Source organism: Paenisporosarcina sp. OV554, assembly GCF_003058165.1.
In the GTDB taxonomy this organism is placed as follows: domain Bacteria; phylum Bacillota; class Bacilli; order Bacillales_A; family Planococcaceae; genus Paenisporosarcina.
In genome coordinates, this window is sequence record NZ_QBUC01000005.1 from 182,774 (window position 1) to 201,496 (window position 18,723).

Annotated in this window: 22 protein-coding genes; all 22 read right to left on the bottom strand. The window is 37.1% G+C overall.

Annotation, left to right across the window (positions count from 1 at the left end; all coding sequences use genetic code 11):
• Positions 1-167: 167 nt before the first annotated feature.
• A complete protein-coding gene (locus C8K15_RS06705; protein WP_108585647.1) occupies positions 168-518 on the bottom strand; it encodes a PilZ domain-containing protein in 351 nt (116 codons plus the stop codon).
• Positions 519-544: 26 nt separating this feature from the next.
• A complete protein-coding gene (locus C8K15_RS06710; protein WP_108585648.1) occupies positions 545-982 on the bottom strand; it encodes a YaaR family protein in 438 nt (145 codons plus the stop codon).
• A 15-nt stretch (positions 983-997) separates the two neighbouring features.
• Positions 998-1,492: a DUF6115 domain-containing protein gene (locus C8K15_RS06715; protein ID WP_108585649.1), complete on the bottom strand. Its 495-nt coding sequence runs from the start codon at positions 1,490-1,492 to the stop codon at positions 998-1,000.
• A 29-nt stretch (positions 1,493-1,521) separates the two neighbouring features.
• Complete coding sequence (locus tag C8K15_RS06720; protein ID WP_108585650.1) at positions 1,522-2,295, bottom strand: FliA/WhiG family RNA polymerase sigma factor; 774 nt, start codon at positions 2,293-2,295, stop codon at positions 1,522-1,524.
• 203 nt (positions 2,296-2,498) lie between these two features.
• Entirely contained in the window at positions 2,499-3,359 is an 861-nt protein-coding gene (locus C8K15_RS06725) for a MinD/ParA family protein (protein ID WP_108585651.1), read from the bottom strand.
• A complete protein-coding gene (gene flhF, locus C8K15_RS06730) occupies positions 3,352-4,473 on the bottom strand; it encodes a flagellar biosynthesis GTPase FlhF (protein ID WP_233260401.1) in 1,122 nt (373 codons plus the stop codon). Before flhF ends, C8K15_RS06725 begins: the two co-directional genes overlap by 8 nt.
• 29 nt (positions 4,474-4,502) lie before the next feature.
• Entirely contained in the window at positions 4,503-6,542 is a 2,040-nt protein-coding gene (gene flhA, locus C8K15_RS06735; RefSeq protein ID WP_369973715.1) for a flagellar biosynthesis protein FlhA, read from the bottom strand.
• Positions 6,543-6,609: 67 nt separating this feature from the next.
• On the bottom strand, positions 6,610-7,704 hold the full coding sequence (gene flhB / locus C8K15_RS06740; protein ID WP_108585654.1) for a flagellar biosynthesis protein FlhB: 1,095 nt from the start codon (positions 7,702-7,704) through the stop codon (positions 6,610-6,612).
• Positions 7,705-8,484 carry a flagellar biosynthetic protein FliR gene (fliR, locus tag C8K15_RS06745; protein ID WP_108585655.1) on the bottom strand — a complete coding sequence of 260 codons (780 nt, stop codon included), beginning with the start codon at positions 8,482-8,484 and terminating at the stop codon, positions 7,705-7,707.
• 10 nt (positions 8,485-8,494) lie between these two features.
• Entirely contained in the window at positions 8,495-8,764 is a 270-nt protein-coding gene (gene fliQ, locus C8K15_RS06750; RefSeq protein ID WP_108585656.1) for a flagellar biosynthesis protein FliQ, read from the bottom strand.
• Between the two features lie 16 nt (positions 8,765-8,780).
• A complete protein-coding gene (gene fliP, locus C8K15_RS06755; RefSeq protein WP_108585657.1) occupies positions 8,781-9,467 on the bottom strand; it encodes a flagellar type III secretion system pore protein FliP in 687 nt (228 codons plus the stop codon).
• Complete coding sequence (locus tag C8K15_RS06760; RefSeq protein ID WP_108585658.1) at positions 9,464-10,147, bottom strand: flagellar biosynthetic protein FliO; 684 nt, start codon at positions 10,145-10,147, stop codon at positions 9,464-9,466. Before C8K15_RS06760 ends, fliP begins: the two co-directional genes overlap by 4 nt.
• 25 nt (positions 10,148-10,172) lie before the next feature.
• Complete coding sequence (gene fliY / locus C8K15_RS06765; RefSeq protein WP_108585659.1) at positions 10,173-11,237, bottom strand: flagellar motor switch phosphatase FliY; 1,065 nt, start codon at positions 11,235-11,237, stop codon at positions 10,173-10,175.
• On the bottom strand, positions 11,227-12,216 hold the full coding sequence (gene fliM, locus C8K15_RS06770) for a flagellar motor switch protein FliM (RefSeq protein ID WP_108585660.1): 990 nt from the start codon (positions 12,214-12,216) through the stop codon (positions 11,227-11,229). The genes fliY and fliM overlap by 11 nt, the downstream gene beginning before the upstream one ends.
• A 13-nt stretch (positions 12,217-12,229) precedes the next feature.
• Positions 12,230-12,445: a flagellar FlbD family protein gene (locus C8K15_RS06775; protein WP_108585661.1), complete on the bottom strand. Its 216-nt coding sequence runs from the start codon at positions 12,443-12,445 to the stop codon at positions 12,230-12,232.
• 51 nt (positions 12,446-12,496) lie between these two features.
• Positions 12,497-13,273, bottom strand: coding sequence for a flagellar hook-basal body complex protein (locus tag C8K15_RS06780; RefSeq protein ID WP_108585662.1), 777 nt, complete (start codon positions 13,271-13,273; stop codon positions 12,497-12,499).
• A gap of 42 nt (positions 13,274-13,315) precedes the next feature.
• Positions 13,316-13,783: a flagellar hook capping FlgD N-terminal domain-containing protein gene (locus tag C8K15_RS06785; protein WP_108585663.1), complete on the bottom strand. Its 468-nt coding sequence runs from the start codon at positions 13,781-13,783 to the stop codon at positions 13,316-13,318.
• 20 nt (positions 13,784-13,803) lie between these two features.
• Entirely contained in the window at positions 13,804-15,126 is a 1,323-nt protein-coding gene (locus C8K15_RS06790; protein ID WP_108585664.1) for a flagellar hook-length control protein FliK, read from the bottom strand.
• A 20-nt stretch (positions 15,127-15,146) separates the two neighbouring features.
• Positions 15,147-15,614: a flagellar export protein FliJ gene (gene fliJ, locus C8K15_RS06795; RefSeq protein WP_108585665.1), complete on the bottom strand. Its 468-nt coding sequence runs from the start codon at positions 15,612-15,614 to the stop codon at positions 15,147-15,149.
• Positions 15,611-16,933, bottom strand: coding sequence for a flagellar protein export ATPase FliI (fliI, locus tag C8K15_RS06800; protein ID WP_108585666.1), 1,323 nt, complete (start codon positions 16,931-16,933; stop codon positions 15,611-15,613). The genes fliJ and fliI overlap by 4 nt, the downstream gene beginning before the upstream one ends.
• Complete coding sequence (locus C8K15_RS06805; protein WP_108585667.1) at positions 16,914-17,711, bottom strand: FliH/SctL family protein; 798 nt, start codon at positions 17,709-17,711, stop codon at positions 16,914-16,916. Before C8K15_RS06805 ends, fliI begins: the two co-directional genes overlap by 20 nt.
• The gene (fliG, locus tag C8K15_RS06810; protein ID WP_108585668.1) at positions 17,704-18,717 is read right to left on the bottom strand and encodes a flagellar motor switch protein FliG; all 1,014 of its coding nucleotides are present in this window, start codon (positions 18,715-18,717) and stop codon (positions 17,704-17,706) included. Before fliG ends, C8K15_RS06805 begins: the two co-directional genes overlap by 8 nt.
• Between the last annotated feature and the right edge of the window lie 6 nt (positions 18,718-18,723).

Sequence of the window (18,723 nt, forward strand, 5' to 3'; positions counted from 1 at the left end):
CTCTCCTCTTTAAGTTTCTGATTTTAATGTAATAGATCATCCTATACTTGTAAATTATCACCTGTTTATACTATACTTTTCCTCTTATTAAAAAAGCACCAATTAAGATAAATTCATCTTAATTGGTGCTTTTCAATGTCCTTCTCCAAGCGAAGTGGTTGATCTAACTAATCAACCAACATTCCTCTTCGTTGGCGAATTTGGTAAGCATTTAATTGCTTAAATAGTTGTGAAGATTTTTCCTTATCCACTACAAAATCAATTCCGTATTCAATTTCATCCGTTTTTCTAGACTTGCGAATAATAGAACCATCCATTGTAAAAGGGATATCTAAAATCTCAAAACGACATTCTACTTTAGCAAGTAGCGAAATCTCGATTGATGAAGAAAATCCTAAGCCTTTCACACTAAGGTTATCAATACTTAGGAACATTGACTCTCCTCCATGTACTAAAAGCTGTCCACTTAACGATCTCTCAAAATTCACTCGAAAAAATTCACGACGATTTTCGCTCATTACGTTTCCCCCATTTACATCACTAATTACATATATATATTAATTAGCATCCCTTTGATTTCTCCAACCATCTGAAGAATGTCAATACCTTCCTTTTCATTATTTAACACTTCCTCGTGAAGTTCAATAAGTTTTTGATCAATTACTTCAACTAATTGATGATTTTTCATACCACCACTAGGGCTAAAGCTTTGTTTATCGGATAATTGCAAACCATAACTCAATGATTCTCCTATGAATTGCTTTACTAAATTCTTATAATCAACGAGATTTTCTATTGTTTTTTGTTTCGTAAGCTTCTGTCCTTGTGCATCCACACGAGTCATTAATTGATTTAAAGATTCCAGCTGCAATTTTGACTGAGATTTTTTTATTACTGCAGAAAAAGACTCCGTGTATTTATTTTCTACAGCACTTTTATTAAGCCTGTCGCTTGGAAATTTTGTTTGCCCTTCAATACGCAAATGAAGCACCTCATTTTACTTATTATAGCTTTGCTTTTTGATCAACATATTTATGACAAGTTCTACTTCTCCTTGATCAATCTTTAGTACTTTTGTTATTTGTGTGGGTGAAAAACCTTGTTTATATAATTTTGATATTTTTTCGTTTTCTAGTTCTTTCTCATTCGAATAAAAGTCATTTGTCTGTTCCTCATCGCCTTGGTTATCAATCGTATTTACATTGGTAGGTGCTATCATCAAGCTAGTATCTAGTTGTTCTTCTAATAGTCGAATTCTCTCGTCAAGCTTACTCTCTTTCACTTTGATATAATCAACGAGTTTATGATAGAGTTCATCATTTTCTTTTTCTATGCTAGTTACAAACTCCTCCATACTTTGATGAATGGCTTCCGTATCCTGTAACATTTGTGTCCTTTTTTGTTTAAACTGAGTCAAAACGATAAATGACCTGATATTCACTAAAATCACTAAAATAACTAATCCAATTAGTAACCAATCCAAGGGTATCACCTTAACCTTCTGAACCTTATTCAAAAAACCTAATAATTTTCATGTATAGATAGAACAGATGCACGTAATCGCAACATTGCCTTCGAATGCAGCTGAGAAACTCGAGAAACACTTACATTTAGAACTTCTGCAATTTCAGTTAATTTTAATTCCTCGAAATAACACAAAGAAATCGTTATTTTCTCTTTTTCTGGCAAGCGCTCAATAGCTTTTGATAGAGATTCTTTAGTCATTTGTTCGGTTAAATATCGTTCTGGAGATCCAGAATTATCATTAACCATATTATATTTTCCAACTTGATTATGTTCATCATAAGTGGTTTCATCAATTGAAGTCATTGTAGATAAAGCAGCTTCTGATACTGTTTTGTTCAGCTCGACTTTAGTAATCCCTAGATATTCACTAACTTCCTCATCCGTAACTGAATAATTATTTTTCTGCTCTAAAACAGCATAAGCTTTTTCGATTTTCTTCACTTTTTCCCTTACAGAACGAGGTAACCAATCACTGTGCCTAAGACCATCAATAATTGCTCCTTTAATTCTCCATGAAGCATAAGTCTCAAACATTAAGTCTCGCTCGATATTGAATTTATCAAATGCATCAAGCAGCCCTTCATATGCGAGACTACGTATGTCATCCTTTTCAACCGTTCTAGGTAAACTGATCATAAACCGTTGTACAACAAAGTCAACCAAAGGAAGATAGCGCTCTACTAGATATTCTCCCGCTTGTGGATCACGCTGTTTTTGCCAATTTTCCCAGTAATAAAGTTCTTCTTTTGACAATTTATTGTTCAACATGAGTTTCACCACCACTTCTAAGATTGCAAGAAAAGTGCATAGCGCCTTTCTGACCCCTATATAGAGATCTTAGGCTGGCGCTTGCTAGACATAGGTACGAGAGACGTGTATTACTCAATTTTTGCTGTGAAAATATACTGTTGTTTTTCGTACATTTGCGCTTTCGTTTGTTCCTCAATATCAACGGCATTCTTTAACATAGCCTAATTTTTAAAAAGCATTTTCAATAAAAACCCTTTGATTCCAAGCTTATAAGCAACAGGTAATTGTAGAAATTCACTCGTCACATTTTGCATAGCCTGTGAAGCATGGCAGTTTGGAAATGCCAGTAAAAACGGGACTTGTTTTTTTACTGCATTGGGCACATTTACGTCGCTTGGAATAAAGCCTAATGTCCCAATCTGTTTATTTAAAAACTGCTCAGTCACTTTTTTAAAGTTATCCGCTGTTTGTTTTCCTTCTTTTTCACTGGTGCATTGGTTAATAATCAATTTCATATGTACGTTTTGATCTTTTGCATGAACCATTTTCACAATAGAATAAGCATCTGTGATTGAAGTAGGCTCTGGAGTTGTCACTAAAATGACGTCATCAGCTGCTAGTATAAATCGTAAATTTTCATAAGATAACCCTGCACCTGTGTCCAAGATAATGTAATCCACAGTTCCTTGAATCGTACTTAACTCTGTAAAAAATTTGTTCATTTTCGTTTCATCTAACCGAAACATATCATTAAATCCTGTACCGCCAGATATAAATAACAACCCATTTGGCCCTTCTTCGATAATCTCCCAAATAGATAAATCCTTTTCTATCATCGAGGCAATGGACTCTTTGTTAGATCTCCCTAATAACACATCCACATTGGCAAATCCTAAGTCAACGTCAAAGATTAACACTTTTTTGTTTTGTTGAACTAGGCTTAACGCGAAATTTATTGCGAAGTTTGATTTTCCAACTCCACCTTTACCACTTGTGACAGCAATAATTCGGGTTTGTCTTCGCTCTTTTTTAGTTTTCTTTTGCAGAACTTTATCTCTTAATTGTTTTGCTTGATCAATCATTTTCATCTTCTCCTAATACGAAGTTCGCTATCATCTCCGGGGTTACCGTAAGAATATCATCTGGAACATTTTGGCCATTGGCAATATAACGTATAGGGGTTGAATAATGATAAATCAAATTCAGGATGGCACCTGATGAACTTGTTTCATCTTTTTTTGTCAAAATCAGCTGGTCCATTACGATCGTTTGGAAATTATCGATGATTTTCTTCATATCCTCGTACTTTGAGGTAAGACTCAACACTAAATTAATTTGGATTTTCTTGTCCTCAGGCAACATCTGCTTTAGATCATCAATGTACTGTTTTTGTTGATAATTCCTACCTGCCGTGTCCATCAAAATGATATCGCAGTTGCTGAGGTCATCCATTGCTACAGTCAGGTCAGCTGAAGATTCCACGACTCGGATCGGTATATTCAAAATCCCTGCATAGATTTTCAATTGCTCCACTGCCGCTATTCGGTAGGTATCTGATGTGATGAGTCCCACTTTTTTCTCTTCACTCAATAAATAGTGCGCAGCTATTTTAGCGATTGTTGTGGTCTTTCCAACTCCTGTTGGACCAATAAAACAAATGATGTCTACCTTTTTTCTGCTCAGCCTTTTTTTATGGGTATTGATTAACTTGATGATTTCTTTACGAGCCAAAGCATGTATTTTGTCTTCCGTGTAATTGGGATGCTGATCTAAAACTAGCATCAGCTTTCCCAGTAACTCAGATTGAACTTCTTCAGTGATTCCTTGTGCAATTAACTTTTTATTCAACGATTTTAATGCATCAGGCATTCGATTCTCATCAATCGCTTGGAACATGAATTGCTTCAAGCTTTTCAATTCACTCATAAGCCCATCGAGATTTTCATCCTTTTTAACAGATGGATTTTCGGATTCCATTAAAACTGAAACCTCTTCCTTTTGTAAAAATTCGGATTCAGGATTGATGTTTTCATTGCTTCTCTTTTTTTCACTTGGTTTTGTTTCAACGGCAGCTATTACCTCAAGTTTTTCTTGTTTAAAAAACCCTAAAAAACCACCAGTTTTGACTTTCTTTGTATTCAAAATAAGAGCGTCTTCGCCTAAGTCTCTTTTAATCATTGGTATTGCTTGCGTCATATTATTTACAGTATAAGTTTTTAGCCTCATTAGATATTAACCGCCCCGACTGGGATTTTAGCTGCCCCTGCTGAGATATTGATTACCCCAACGCTTTGAATTTCTACCTCTGGTTCTAGTTCGTTATATGAGAGTACTGGAAGATCTGGGGCAAACCGTTCAATAAACTGCCTCATATACATGCGTATAGCAGGCGAAGTTAAAAGAATCGGTTGAACACCAGATTGTTGCAGTTGTGATGCTTGTTCTTGAATCTTTTGAAAGATAGTTTGTGATGTTTCTGGGTCAATCGATAAATAACTACCTTGTTCCGATCGATGGACAGACTCTGCGAATTTCTTCTCGAGACTTGCACCTGCCGTAATAACCTGTAAAGGTTCATGTTGAATGGTGTACTGCAAGGTAATTTGTCTAGAAAGAGCTTGTCTCACGTATTCAGTCAGTACATCCGGATCCTTCGTTTGTGATGAATAATCTGCTAATGTTTCTAAAATCACAAGTAAATTTCGTATCGATACTTTTTCTTTTAGAAGTTTCATTAAGACTTTTTGTATTTCGCCAATTGCCATCATCTGTGGAATTAATTCTTCTATAACTGCCGGTGAGGTTTCACGTACATTTTCAACGAGTGATTTAACCTCTTGTCTGCCAATTAATTCATGTGCATGGCGCTTAATCACTTCGGTAAGATGTGTGGAGACTACAGAAGGGGGGTCGACAATTGCATAACCTGCTAACTCTGCTTCTTCCTTCATTTCTTCATTCACCCATAGAGCCGGCATACCAAATGCAGGTTCAATCGTCGGAATACCTTCAATGCTTTCGTCGTCTATTCCTGGGCTCATTGCTAAATAATGATCGAGCATAATTTTACCGGACGCTACTCGATTCCCTTTAATTTTAATGACATATTCGTTTGGTTGTAGTTGAATATTATCGCGTATTCGTATGACCGGAACAACTATTCCTAATTCGATAGCGCATTGTCTTCGAATCATAATGACGCGATCTAATAAGTCCCCGCCTTGGTTCTTATCGGCAATCGGAATTAAGCCGTAACCGAATTCAAATTCAATCGCATCAACATGCAAAAGATCAATGACACTTTCGGGGCTTTTTAATTCTTCACGCTCTTGGTCTTCATTACTAGCTACCTTCTCTTTATTTTCCTCTGCTGTTAAATTCCGCTGCATTTTATAGCCACCAAAAGCCACAAGAGCGGCAACAGGCAATACTAATAGAGGATTTATCGGTGTGAACAGAGCAAATAATGATAATGTCCCAGCCACCACATAGAGCATTTTAGGGTATGCGAAGAGTTGTTTCGCAATATCTGAACCTAAGTTCCCTTCAGAAGCAGCCCGAGTGACCACGATTCCTGCTGCAGTTGAAATCAACAATGCCGGAATCTGACTAACTAAACCATCACCGATTGACAACAGTGTAAATAGTTGTGCCGCTTCTCCAATTGGCAATTTATGAACGATGACACCAATTAATAGACCGCCGATAATATTAATGAGAACAATGATTATCCCAGCAATCGCATCCCCTTTAACGAACTTACTTGCACCATCCATGGCCCCGTAGAAGTCCGCCTCTTGGTTAACCTTTTCTCTGCGTTTTCTTGCTTCTTGATCGGAAATCATCCCAGCACCTAGATCAGCGTCGATACTCATTTGTTTACCCGGCATCGAGTCTAGTGTAAAACGAGCCGCAACTTCTGCAACACGTTCAGATCCTTTGGTAATTACTAAGAACTGGATAATTACGAGTATCAGGAAAATCAAAATACCAATTATCGGGCTTCCTCCAACAACAAATGAACCAAAAGTTTCAACAACCTCTCCACCCGTTTGATTGGTTAAAATCGATCGAGTAGTAGATACATTTAATCCTAATCGAAACAATGTAGTTAGTAACAACAACGTAGGGAAAATTGAGAATTGCAGTGCTTCCTTGGTATTCATGGCAACCAGAATAATAGTTAAGGAAAGACTAATATTTATCATAATTAATATATCTAACAAGAGTGGTGGAAGAGGAATAACCATCATTACGACAATCATAATAACTGATACTAAGACGACATAATCTTTGATTTTCAAGTTGTTTCCTCCTCCTTTATTATATTCTTCATTTAATCTTTCCTTTTAATCGATAGATATATGCTAAAACCTCTGCTACCGCTAAGAATAATTCTTCAGGAACATAGTCTCCTATTTCAACCTGATGATATAGAGCACGGGCAAGTGGTTTATTTTCCATAATCACAATTTCAAGTTCTTTTGCTTTTTCTTTAATTTTCAATGCAATATGGTCTTTTCCCATCGCAATAACCATGGGGGCTGCCATTGTTTCGGCATCATATTTAATCGCAATTGCATAGTGTGTTGGGTTCGTGATAAGAACATCTGCATTCGGCAAATCTTGAATCATTCGGTTCATACTCATTTGTCTTTGCCGTTCTTTAATTTTTGATTTAATCAGAGGATCCCCTTCTGCTTTCTTATACTCATCTTTAATATCTTGCTTCGACATTCGGATGCCTTTTTCAAATTCATACTTTTGATACATATAATCTAAAATAGCTAAACACAATAAAATGATGGCAGAAACGGTGGCCATTTTGAGAGTTAGTGATCCAATAAACGATAAAGAATAACCAATACTCTTTTGTGAAAGTAAAAATAGCTCTTCTTTTTCTGACCACAAAACACTAAAAGCGGCAAAGCCAATAATGGCAATTTTAAGTAATGACTTTACAAGTTCTACTAAAGCACGCATAGAAAATATTTTCTTCGCACCTTGAATTGGATCTAATCGTTCTAATTTCATTTTTAATGGATCCGTTGTAAATAAGGAACCCACTTGAATGTAATTCCCTAGAAAGCCGGATACCATCGCAATGGCCATGATAGGAGCAACTATCTTAATCGCATTAAATGTCATTTGTTCAAATAAATTGCGGATATTAATTGGAGACCATTCCCAAGCAATATACTGACTAAAATTAATCCGATAGATTGCCAGAAGCTGGTCAAGCATCCATCCTCCCCAAAAATTAAGTAACATAATCCCACCAAGCATAATCATAGCTGCAGGAACTTCAGGACTTTTAGCTACTTGTCCTTTTCGTTTGGACTCTTGCCTTTTCTGAGGTGTTGCTTTTTCTGTCTTTTCCCCAGAAAAGAATTGTAAATCTAGAACTAGAAGATATCTCTTCTCCATCTATGCCCCTCCTAATAATCGGATCAACTGAGACATGCTAATCAGTATCTTTTCAAACAGGATTTGCAAAATGTAAAAGAAAATTGGCATGGATAGAAACAACATGATGAATCCTACAATAATCTTTAAAGGGAGCCCGACAGCAAAAATATTTAATTGTGGCACGGTTTTAGCTAAAATCCCAAGTGCGACATCGACGAGAAATAGCGCACCCACAATCGGTAAAGCGATTTGTAAAGCAATCATAAACATTTCTACAAATAACTTCGTGAAGAAATGTGCAACGTCTTCCATTTTCGCCGAGAATGCAATTGATTCTACTGGAAACGATTGAAAGCTTTGCATGACACCATCAAGCATTAAATGATGCCCATTAACTGTCAGTAAAAAAAGCAGGGCTAAAATATATTTAAAATGACCAATGATTGGAACCTGGGTTCCAGTTTGTGGATCCATGACACTGGCAATTGAAAAACCCATTTGGAAATCGATAAACGCGCCAGCTATTTGAACCGTGTACAAGAGTAATGCGGCTGTAAACCCTAAAGCTAGACCTACGCCGAGTTCTTTAATGATCAACAGTATATAAAAGGAATCTAGCGGAAGCGGCTCCCCATCTGGTAGATTCGATAAGGCAACCAACGCTATAAAGAAAGCAAGCCCTACCTTAAATTGATTGGGAACACCCTTCATCGCAAATAAAGGAGCAATGATAAAAAAGCTAGTTAAGCGAACAAATATAAGTAAAAGATACGGATACATCTCAATGATCGAATTCATAATATGCCTACTATCCGATTAGCTGTGGGAGCTGTTGGAATAAATCTCTTGTAAAATCCAATAACAGCGTCAACATCCAGGGTCCGAATAATACAAGAGACAAAAACACGGCTAATATTTTCGGAATAAACGCAAGGGTTTGTTCCTGAATTTGTGTCATTGCTTGGAAAATACTCACAATTAATCCGACGGCTAATGCAATAAGTAGCATTGGTGCAGATATGATGATGATCATGTAAATTGATTGTTCCGCTAGTTTAATTACCACGTCTGGAGTCATCGTTTTCTTCCCTTCACTAATAGCTAACAAGCAGCGATTCGATAATCAAATACCAGCCGTCAACAAGTACAAATAATAATATTTTAAATGGTAAAGAAATCATTACTGGCGGAAGCATCATCATACCCATAGCCATAAGCGTACTGGCGACCACCATATCAATAATCAAAAATGGGATAAAGATAACAAAACCAATTTGAAATGCAGTTTTCAACTCACTAATAGCAAATGCCGGAATGAGTGAAGTCAGCGGAATATCTTCAATACTGTCTGGTTTTTTCAATCCAGCATATTTAAAAAACAAGGCTAAATCTTTCTCTCGTGTGTGCTCTGCCATAAATTCCTTAATTGGAATAACCGCTGTATCGAGCGCCTCGTCTTGAGTTGAATCACCTGCTAAGTATGGCTGTAAGGCCGTTTCATTAATTTCCACCATAATGGGTGACATGATAAAAAACGTTAAAAATAGGGCTAACCCAACAAGCACTTGATTTGGAGGCATGGACTGTGTTCCTAATCCTGTCCGCACAAATGACAAAACAATAATTATCCGAGTAAAGCTGGTAAGCATAATTAAGATCCCCGGAGCAAGAGATAAAATGGTCAGTAAGGCTAGAAGTTGTAGGGTAACTGAAACGTCCCCCGGTGCATCGGAACCAAAATCGATACCAGGAATACTCACAAGAAATAGGAAGTCGGTCATTTTGAGTTACCTTCCTTATCTTCATCTACTTCATTTAAGTCCTGCTTAAGTTGATCTTGCTTACCTTTTTGTTTAGTTAGGCTTTGCTTGAATAAGTGATCAAAACTAAGATTAGGTTTAGATCCCATTCTTTTGCTCATCTTTTCTCTCGAAAAATTAACGATCGAGGCAATTGAGGTAGAGATATTAGCTAGAGGGCTAGTGAAAAGTGTAGATTGTTTCTCTAGATCTGATTCAATGTTGTTAATTTCATCCGACTCGGAAAATTCCTTAATCAATGTGACTTGATCTCCGACACCAATTAAATAAACCTTTTTGCCAACTTTAACAAGCTGCAGTGATTTATTATTGCCTAGCGGAGTGCCCCCCATTAATTTAACGGCTTGGTTTGGCTGTAGTTTCTTTTGTCTTAACGCCAAAAATTTAATCAATGCGTAAATCATCACAAGAATTAAGAGCGTATAGAAAATAAGTTTTATGATGATTACCACGAGACTCTTGTCTTCAGAAGTATTTGATACAGTACTATCTTCTGTTTCTTCAGGTTCTGACTGATCATCAGTTTGCTTTTTTTTAACCCAGTCGGAGGCCATAGGTTCTTTTGCATCAACAGGATTTGGGATGGAAACTACTAGAAAAGCAAAAACTAAAATTATCGCAATAACATATTTTTGAATCAAGCTTGGTAACTCCTTACTTAGTGCATTATCGCAGCTTTGATATACGATCTGCTGTACTTAAAATATCTGTTACACGTACACCGAAATTTTCGTCAATTACAACAACTTCACCTACTGCAATTAACTTATTGTTAATTAAAATATCGACAGGTTCACCTGCTAATTTATCAAGTTCAATAATCGAACCTTGAGAAACTCCCAAAATTTCTTTAACCATTCTTTTCGTTCTTCCCAATTCAACAGTTACTTGAAGCGGAATGTCGAGTAACATGTTTAAATTGTTTGGTTCGGATTGAGATGAGCTAAATTCATCAAAACTTGAAAATTGGACAGATTGGATATTAGGTGTTGCTTCTGAATCTATTGTTTTTGTTGTAGTTGATTGATTAGTAGATTGAAATTGCATCTCTTGTGTCTCCTCTGGATAATCCTCGTCCAATGAATCTGTTAATATCCCTACCATTTGTTTAGCCAAGCGAACAGGAAGGTTAAGTTGGAGGCTTAGACTTTTTTGACTGCCAATTTTTATTTGGAAATCAGCCTGAATAAACCATCTCTCTTGCGTGAGTTTAGATACCGGGAAGTCTTGTTGAGTTTCAATCAAATCCATACTAGATAAGGAGTGAGAAATCTCTTGTTCTAATACAGTAGCCATTGATTGAGAGACAGAAGTAAACATTTTTTCAACAACTTCTTCTACAATCTGGAACTGTTTTCGCATATTCTCTGCTTCACTACCCGGATCCATCATTTCACTTATGGCTTGTACATCTTCTACAGATATGGAGAGAATCTGAATGCCATTAAAGCCTCCGGTATACTCCCCTAGTATCACAATAAAAGGTGACTGTGTATTCGTTAATAAATGGTCATTTTGTTTTATTGACAGTTCTGCAGACATTACAGTGGTTGGTTCAGAAAATAGTGAGGAAAGTACAGTAGATGAACCACCCATTGAAACATTTAGTAACTCTGTTAAAGCTTCCATTTCCACTTTAGACAGTAAACTTTCGGAAATCATCTTGTCAGTCGTTTCTTTTTGACCTAATAAACCATTAATCTCATCGGGAGTTAACTTATTAGTTGTCATCGAATTCATCTCCTTCTCCATGAATACCGGTAATTTGTATAGCCATCCGGCCTTTCGAGACCCCAGGTTGTGCAAAAAACTTCTGCTTTTCATCAACCAATACGATTACGGGATCGGTATAGGACTCATTCAAGCGAATGACATCTCCACTTTTAAGCGTTAAAAAATCGCCCACTTCTATCGTTGATCTTCCTAAAATAGCTTTGACATTCAGTCTAGTGGCTTGTAATTTCTTTTCTAATGCTTCCGCTTCATGATTTTCAATTGTTTTCTTCTGATTAGCTAACCAATGTCGCGCGGATAGCTTAGGTAAAATTTGCTCTAATACAACGTGTGGCAAGCAGATGTTAATTATGCCTTCGACATCTCCAATTTTCGTATGTAAAGAAACCAAAATTACTGTTTCATTTGGAGGAAACATCGTTAAAAACTGAGGATTGACCTCAATTTCTTTAAATTCTGGCGATAGTTTCAATACAGACAACCAAGCTTCTTGAAAACTATTTAATGTCCTAATAAAAATTCTCTGAATCACACTTATTTCAATTTCAGTTAGGTCACTGCTTTTTTGCGTTATATTTCCTTGCCCACCAAGCAATCGATCTACCATGACATACACAACTTCCGGAGAAAATTCCATGACCATACTTCCTTGAAGCGGAGGAGCATCAAATACACCTAAAAGGGATTTATCTTGTACATTATTGATAAATTCCTCATATGGAAATTGGTCAACAGAAGTAACAAAAATTTGTACATTCGTTCGAAGCTGCGTTGATAGGTAGGTGGTCAGTAATCGCGAAAAGTTTTCATGGATTCTAGTCAATGTCCTAACTTGGTCTTGTGAAAAGCGTAATGCTTTTTTAAAGTCGTAAGTTTGAACATTTCTTTCTTTGCCAGGTTTAGCCTGTTTAGGTTTTTCATTTTTTATAGACGAAAGAATGGCATCAATATTTTCATCTGTTAAGACTTCTCCCAAGGCTGTTCCCCCCTCATTCCGTCCAGTTTGGCTCTTGTAAACTATGGAAAAGGTTTATTTTCTGGTAGAAGGTTGCCACTTTATCGGAAACTTCTTCAACCGTTTCTAATACATGTACCTTCTTACCCGATAGTAACGTCACCACTGTATCTGGAATCGATTCTATTCTTTCTATATAAATGGCATTTAATGTAATAGATGATTGATTTAGTCTAGTTAATTGAATCATAATAAAAGTGGCGAGAGAGAGGATGTCCTCTCTCAGCCCAACCCTCCTATGTTATCGTTTCAAGTTAACAACTTCCTGTAAGATCTCATCAGAAGTTGTAATTGTACGAGAATTTGCTTGGAATCCACGCTGAGCGATAATCATTTCTGTGAATTCTTCAGTAAGATCAACATTCGACATTTCAAGCATGCCAGCACCAATTTCAGTATTCTGGTCAGCTGCAGGTCCAATTGGTCCTGCACCTGATTTTGTAGTTAATTCATATAAAGATCCTCCAAATTTACGAAGCCCAGTTGGATTTGGAGGTGAAGAAATACCTATAAAGCCAATCGACTGCTCTGTTCCATTCGGTAATTTGCCTTTGACTTCACCTAACCGATCAATGGTAAATGAATCATAAGTAGCTGGATTAATCGTAATTTTCTGACCAGCACTATTTAAAACGTTATAACCTTGAGTTGTAACTAAATCTCCGTCTGCCTCGACTACAAAGTTCCCAGCTCGTGTTAAATACTGACTTCCATTAGCGGCTGGATTTTGTACAACGAAAAACCCATCTCCGATAATGGTAAGGTCTTTACCATCTCCTGTTGTCATAGATGAACCTGGAGTATGAACTACATTAATAGCAGAAGTAGTTGACCCTAATCCAACCTGTATTGGATTAGCACCGCTGCTTGATAAATTTTGACTTAATAAATCTTGGAAATTAATTGTGCTTTTCTTATAACCAATCGTATTTACATTGGCAATATTGTTCCCAATCACATCTAATTTAGTTTGAAAACCTTTCATACCCGACACACCCGCATACATTGAACGTAACATTTGTTTTTCCCCTTTCAAATATTGCCTTATCCCCTTTGTGGATTAGACAATTTCCTGTTCGTTTTTTGTTTCTAAGTGCTTTTCAATTCGGTTTATAGCATAAATCGGAACCTTTATATTATCCTTTTCAAGCTCCACTATTAACTCACCTTTACTAAACGACAACGCTTTAACAATACCTTCTCCTGATTCAAGTTTCCCGTTCACTTCATATTCCCAAAACACCTTTTTCCCGATTAGATTTGAATGTTCTGTAAATGATTGCATTCCTTGAACTCCCACAAGCTGATTCATCGTTTGATTTAAGTTTGTTAACTGCTCCAAGCTACTGAACTGAGTCATTTGTCCAATGAATTCTGTATCTTTTAAAGGTTCTAAAGGGTTTTGGTTTTTCATTTGTGTGACAAGAATTTGCAAAAAAGCATCTTTTCCAAGTCCATTTTGTGGCTCAGATTGTTTATTTGTAGCCAACGCCTGCTTACCGACCGAGTTGTAGCTGTTCACATTCATGGAAATACTCCTTTCTTTTACTAGATTGTATAATCTACTTTCATCATTCCATTTACCGCATGATTGCGTATGACTGCTACTTCTTCTTCGAGTTGTTGATATCCGTGTTTATTCCGTGCCGCGGTTCCTTGCTTTTGCTGCTGTGAAAAGCGTTGGTCGGGATGTGCGTTTTGTTGTCCAAACGATTGGGAAGAATGCTGTTGCGATATTTCAATTTTCTCAATCGTTATCCCTTGCTGAAGCAGTGAATTTCTCAACTGATTTACTTGAAGGTCTAACGCTTCTTTTGCTACTAAGCTGCTAGTAAAAATCTGAGCTGCAATCTTTCCATTTAATTCGGTTATACGAATATCTAAATGTCCGAGATGTTCAGGAAAGATGTTCACTTTTATTTGCGAACCTTCCCCATTCCCATTTAAACGAAAAGAACTGCGAAGTACTCCGCCTAACTCTTCAATAAGATTAGTCATGCGGACCGTAGGAGCTGGTACATTCGTTTCTGTCCGTCCCCCTGCCTGGCTTGACTTTGTTGTATCAAGGGCTGTACCACCAGTTAATGTTTGGCTAATCTCTTCGGTTTGAATTGTTTCTACTGACAGTCCACCATCACTTGTCTGTTGGTTAACGGTACTCCCAGTTACTTGTAGAGAGGTATCTACATTTATTACATTACTTTGTCTTGTTTCTACTAGTTGTGTGTGACTTGCTAGTTCTTGAGTAGTACTATTCATTTGCTTTAGAGCTTGATCTAATTGTTCTAATTGCTGAAATGAAGTTTGTTTCCCTGCAGTTTGCTGTTCTGCTTCAAGCTGCTGGATAAAACCGACTAATTGTTTAAACACCTGATCAAGCTTTTTAGGGTCCGCGAAAATATTTTTCTCTTCTACCCCCACAATTTCCGAAACATCTTCGAATTTTATAATAGATGAATTTGACATAAGCTCTTTAAGCTCTAGCTCAACCTGTTGAATTAAGTTCACAAGCTTTTCTTGAGTTGAATTACTTGCCGTACCCTTTTCTAGGCTGGACTCATTAACTTGAAGCTGTTCTTCTATTTGGATCGTTTGATTGGATAACATCTGTATGATTGCATACATCATCTCTTGTTGTTCAGGAGACATAGATTCTTTTGGTAGATCTTGCAAGATTTGCAACACATCTTCAAGTTTTTCTAGCAGTTCTTCTTGCGAAGTTTCAGTTACTACTTCTTCACTTGCAATTTGGCCATCGACAGTTATGGATTCAAACAACTGTGCAAAATTCACGGCTTCTTTTGCTGAAGTACTATCAGTTTTTTGATTGAAAGCCTTACTTGTTAGAACCACTGGTGGTTGGAAAGACATATTCAATGCGTCTATTGAATTCACCCTCTTTCAGCTAAACTAACTTGGGATGTTCGATAAAATCTCGTGCTTGCCAGCTCATCAAAAAAATTCTGTTCTGCCACTTTGCTACGTTCTACATACATAGTAAGTTCTTGTTGTTTTAAATTACCCCAGTTTTTTTCTTCTTGAGCCTTCATTTGTAAATCTCTTTGTGTTTTCGTCACATTGTTTTGCAAATGCAGAAGCTCTCGATTAGACGATAACAGGAAGTCTTGAAGTTGATGAATATAAGTTTCTAGCATCCTTAATTCCGAGATATTAACTCCATCTTCTTGCTTATCTTTTTTTAAACGTTCAGCATCCATTATTTTGTTATAGATTGCTTCTTTTTTTCGGTGTCCTACTTCTTCCAATTTGATGGCATCCGCCATTTGGATTTGTGCAAAGTCTTTTTCAATTTCTTTTAAATCTAATATTTTTTGAAATCGGAAGTTAAATTGTGTCACGAATAGTTTCCTCCAAATTGCGCCGATAGACGTTGAATACTCTCTTCCAGTTTGGTCTTTTCATAAATATCTTGTTGTAAATATTCTTTCATAAGTGGATGTGAAAGGATGGCATCATCTATCTCTTTGTTTGCACCACTTTTATAGGCTCCAATGTTTATCAGGTCTTCCGCTGAATCATACGCAGCTAACAATCTTTTAAATTCTATAGCTGCCTTTTGGTGTTCTTCAGACACCACTTCATGCATGACTCGGCTAACGCTTGACATAATATTTATAGCTGGGAATTGTCCTTTTTGAGCAATTTTACGATCTAACACAATATGTCCGTCGAGAATTCCTCGAACAGCGTCAGCAATCGGTTCATTCATATCATCGCCATCAACTAATACCGTATAAAAAGCGGTAATTGAACCCTTACTTGACGTTCCTGAGCGTTCTAATAGTTTCGGAAGCATGGCAAAAACACTTGGCGTATATCCTTTACTCGTGGGAGGTTCACCAACCGCAAGTCCGACTTCCCGCTGTGCCATTGCAAAACGTGTAACGGAATCCATCATTAACATGACATTTTTTCCTTGGTCACGAAAATATTCTGCAATTGCTGTTGCTGTCAATGCTCCTTTAATACGCTGCAATGGAGTCTGGTCAGAAGTTGCTGCAACTACAACAGATTTTTTCAGCCCTTCTGGGCCTAAATCACGTTCGATAAAATCACGGACTTCTCTGCCCCGCTCTCCAATTAGCGCGATTACGTTTATATCGGCTTCCGTATTGCGGGCGATCATACCCATTAATGTGCTTTTGCCAACACCACTACCTGCAAAAACACCTATTCTTTGCCCTTGTCCAACTGTCAACAACCCATCAATGGCTCGTACACCTACTTCTAATGGCTTTTCTATTCTTGGTCGTTGTAATGGATTCGGAGGCGTGTTATTGGTTGAGTATTTTGTTAAGCCTTTTGGTAGAATGCTTTCATCTAACGGTTTCCCCGTTCCATCAAGGACTTTCCCTAAGATAGACGGTCCAACCTTTATTTGAAGAGGAAATCCAGTTGCGACAACCAGGCACCCAGGTCCAATTTGCGAAACATCCCTTAGCGGCATTAGTAAAATTTTATTTTCTTTAAAGCCCACTACTTCCGCTTCAATCGGCTTCTCATAATTGTTAGGGTACAAGAGACATATTTCTCCGATTTTTGCATACGGTCCTCTTGATTCGATAGTCAAGCCAATGACTTGAATCACTTTTCCGTGCTTTTTAATCGGTTCAATTTCTTCTAATAGCGCAAGGTAATCATCTTGCCTTAGGTTCATCGTTTGTCTTCTCCTCACAATAAGCGAGTAAGTGCTTTTTAATTTCTTTTAGTTGACTATCAATCGTGACATCATAAGATCCACTCGCGGTGTGTATCATACAACCACCTTTTGCAAGACTAGCAACAGGAATCAGTTTCAACTCTGATTCTGCTCTGACATACGTTTTAATTTCCTCTAAAAAAGGTAATATTATTGGATAATCTTCCGGTGAAACATGCATCACGACGTCTTCAGATTCTTCAATTTGTTTTAAAGCATGCTTTACGACGTTTAATAATTGTTCATCATGTTGTTTTAATTCTTCTTTTATCACTTTTTCAGCAACTTTTACGCTGAGAGACAGTAAGAATGATTCGGATTGTTGTACAATTTTCGCTTTTTCTTCATAAGCTGTTTGGATTAAATCATGCATTTCCTGTCGCTTTTCACGAAATTCCTCTTCCACTTGAAGAAGACCTTGATTAGTTCCTGCTTGAAATCCCTGTGCAGATGCTTCTTCTGCCAATCTTCGAGCTTCTTGCTTTGCTTCTTCTTGCTTCTCATGCCACCAATTATCGATATCTATCTGTGCATTTTCTTGATCTATCTTTATTTGCTTTTGCAACTGACTGTACTTAGCCTCTAATACTTCTACCTCAAGCATCAAATGTTCTTTCGTTTGTCCATGATCTATTTCTTGTTCGATAGAATCCAATCTCTTGTTTTCTATTTTTTTTGTTTTAATAATTTTCTTTTCAACTGATGGAATATGATTGAAACGAAAAACATTAGACAATTATTTCATTCCCTTCGCCACGGGCAACAATAATTTCACCTTTTTCTTCTAAACTTCGAATCAAGGTAACGATATTTGTTTGTGCATTTTCTACATCTTTTAATTTCACAGGACCCATCAATCCGATTTCCTCATTGATCAGTTCAGCTCTTCTAGTCGACATATTGCGATAAATAACATCTTTCACATCTTCACTTGCTACTTTTAATGCGTATATTAAATCTGCATCAATTACTTCACGAATAACTCGCTGAATTGAACGAGTATCTAAATTCACGATATCTTCAAATACAAACATTCGTTTCTTGATTTCTGCTACAAGCTCTGGTGTATCGAGTTCCAATTGAGAAAGGATTGCTTTCTCCGTTCCTCTATCCACATTGCTCAAAACCTTAACAATTGCTTCTACTCCACCAGTCGCTGTGTAGTCTTGAGCCCCTGTTGCTGAAAGCTTTCGCTTAAGAATTTGCTCGACTTGGTGTATTACCTCTGGAGAAGTACTTTCCATTAGCGCAATTCTTCGAACCACTTCTGCTTGTTTTTCAGGAGGTAGCTGAGAAAGAATTTGCGATGATTGCTTAGAATCTAAATAAGAGAGTACTAGTGCAATGGTCTGTGGATGCTCATGTTGTAAAATATTTAAAAGTTGCTTTGGATCAGACTTTCTAGCAAAATCAAATGGTTTTACCTGTAATTTGTTCGACAAACGCCCGATTGTATCCATCGCTTTTTCTTTTCCTAAGGCTTTTTCAAGGACTTCTCTTGCATAAGCCAAGCCGCCTTCATTCATATAGTCCTGACCAAGAATCATTTCATAAAACTCATTGATTACCTGTTCTGTTTGACCCTTTTTTAGTTGTCGAACATTAGAAATTTCCATCGTTAGTCGATCTATTTCTTGTTCAGTTAGTTGTTTAAATGCTTCAACAGAGACTTCCGGCCCCAAGCCAACTAACAATACGGCTACTTTTTGTAATCCTGTTAACTCTTTTGTCTGTTTAGCCATGTGTCA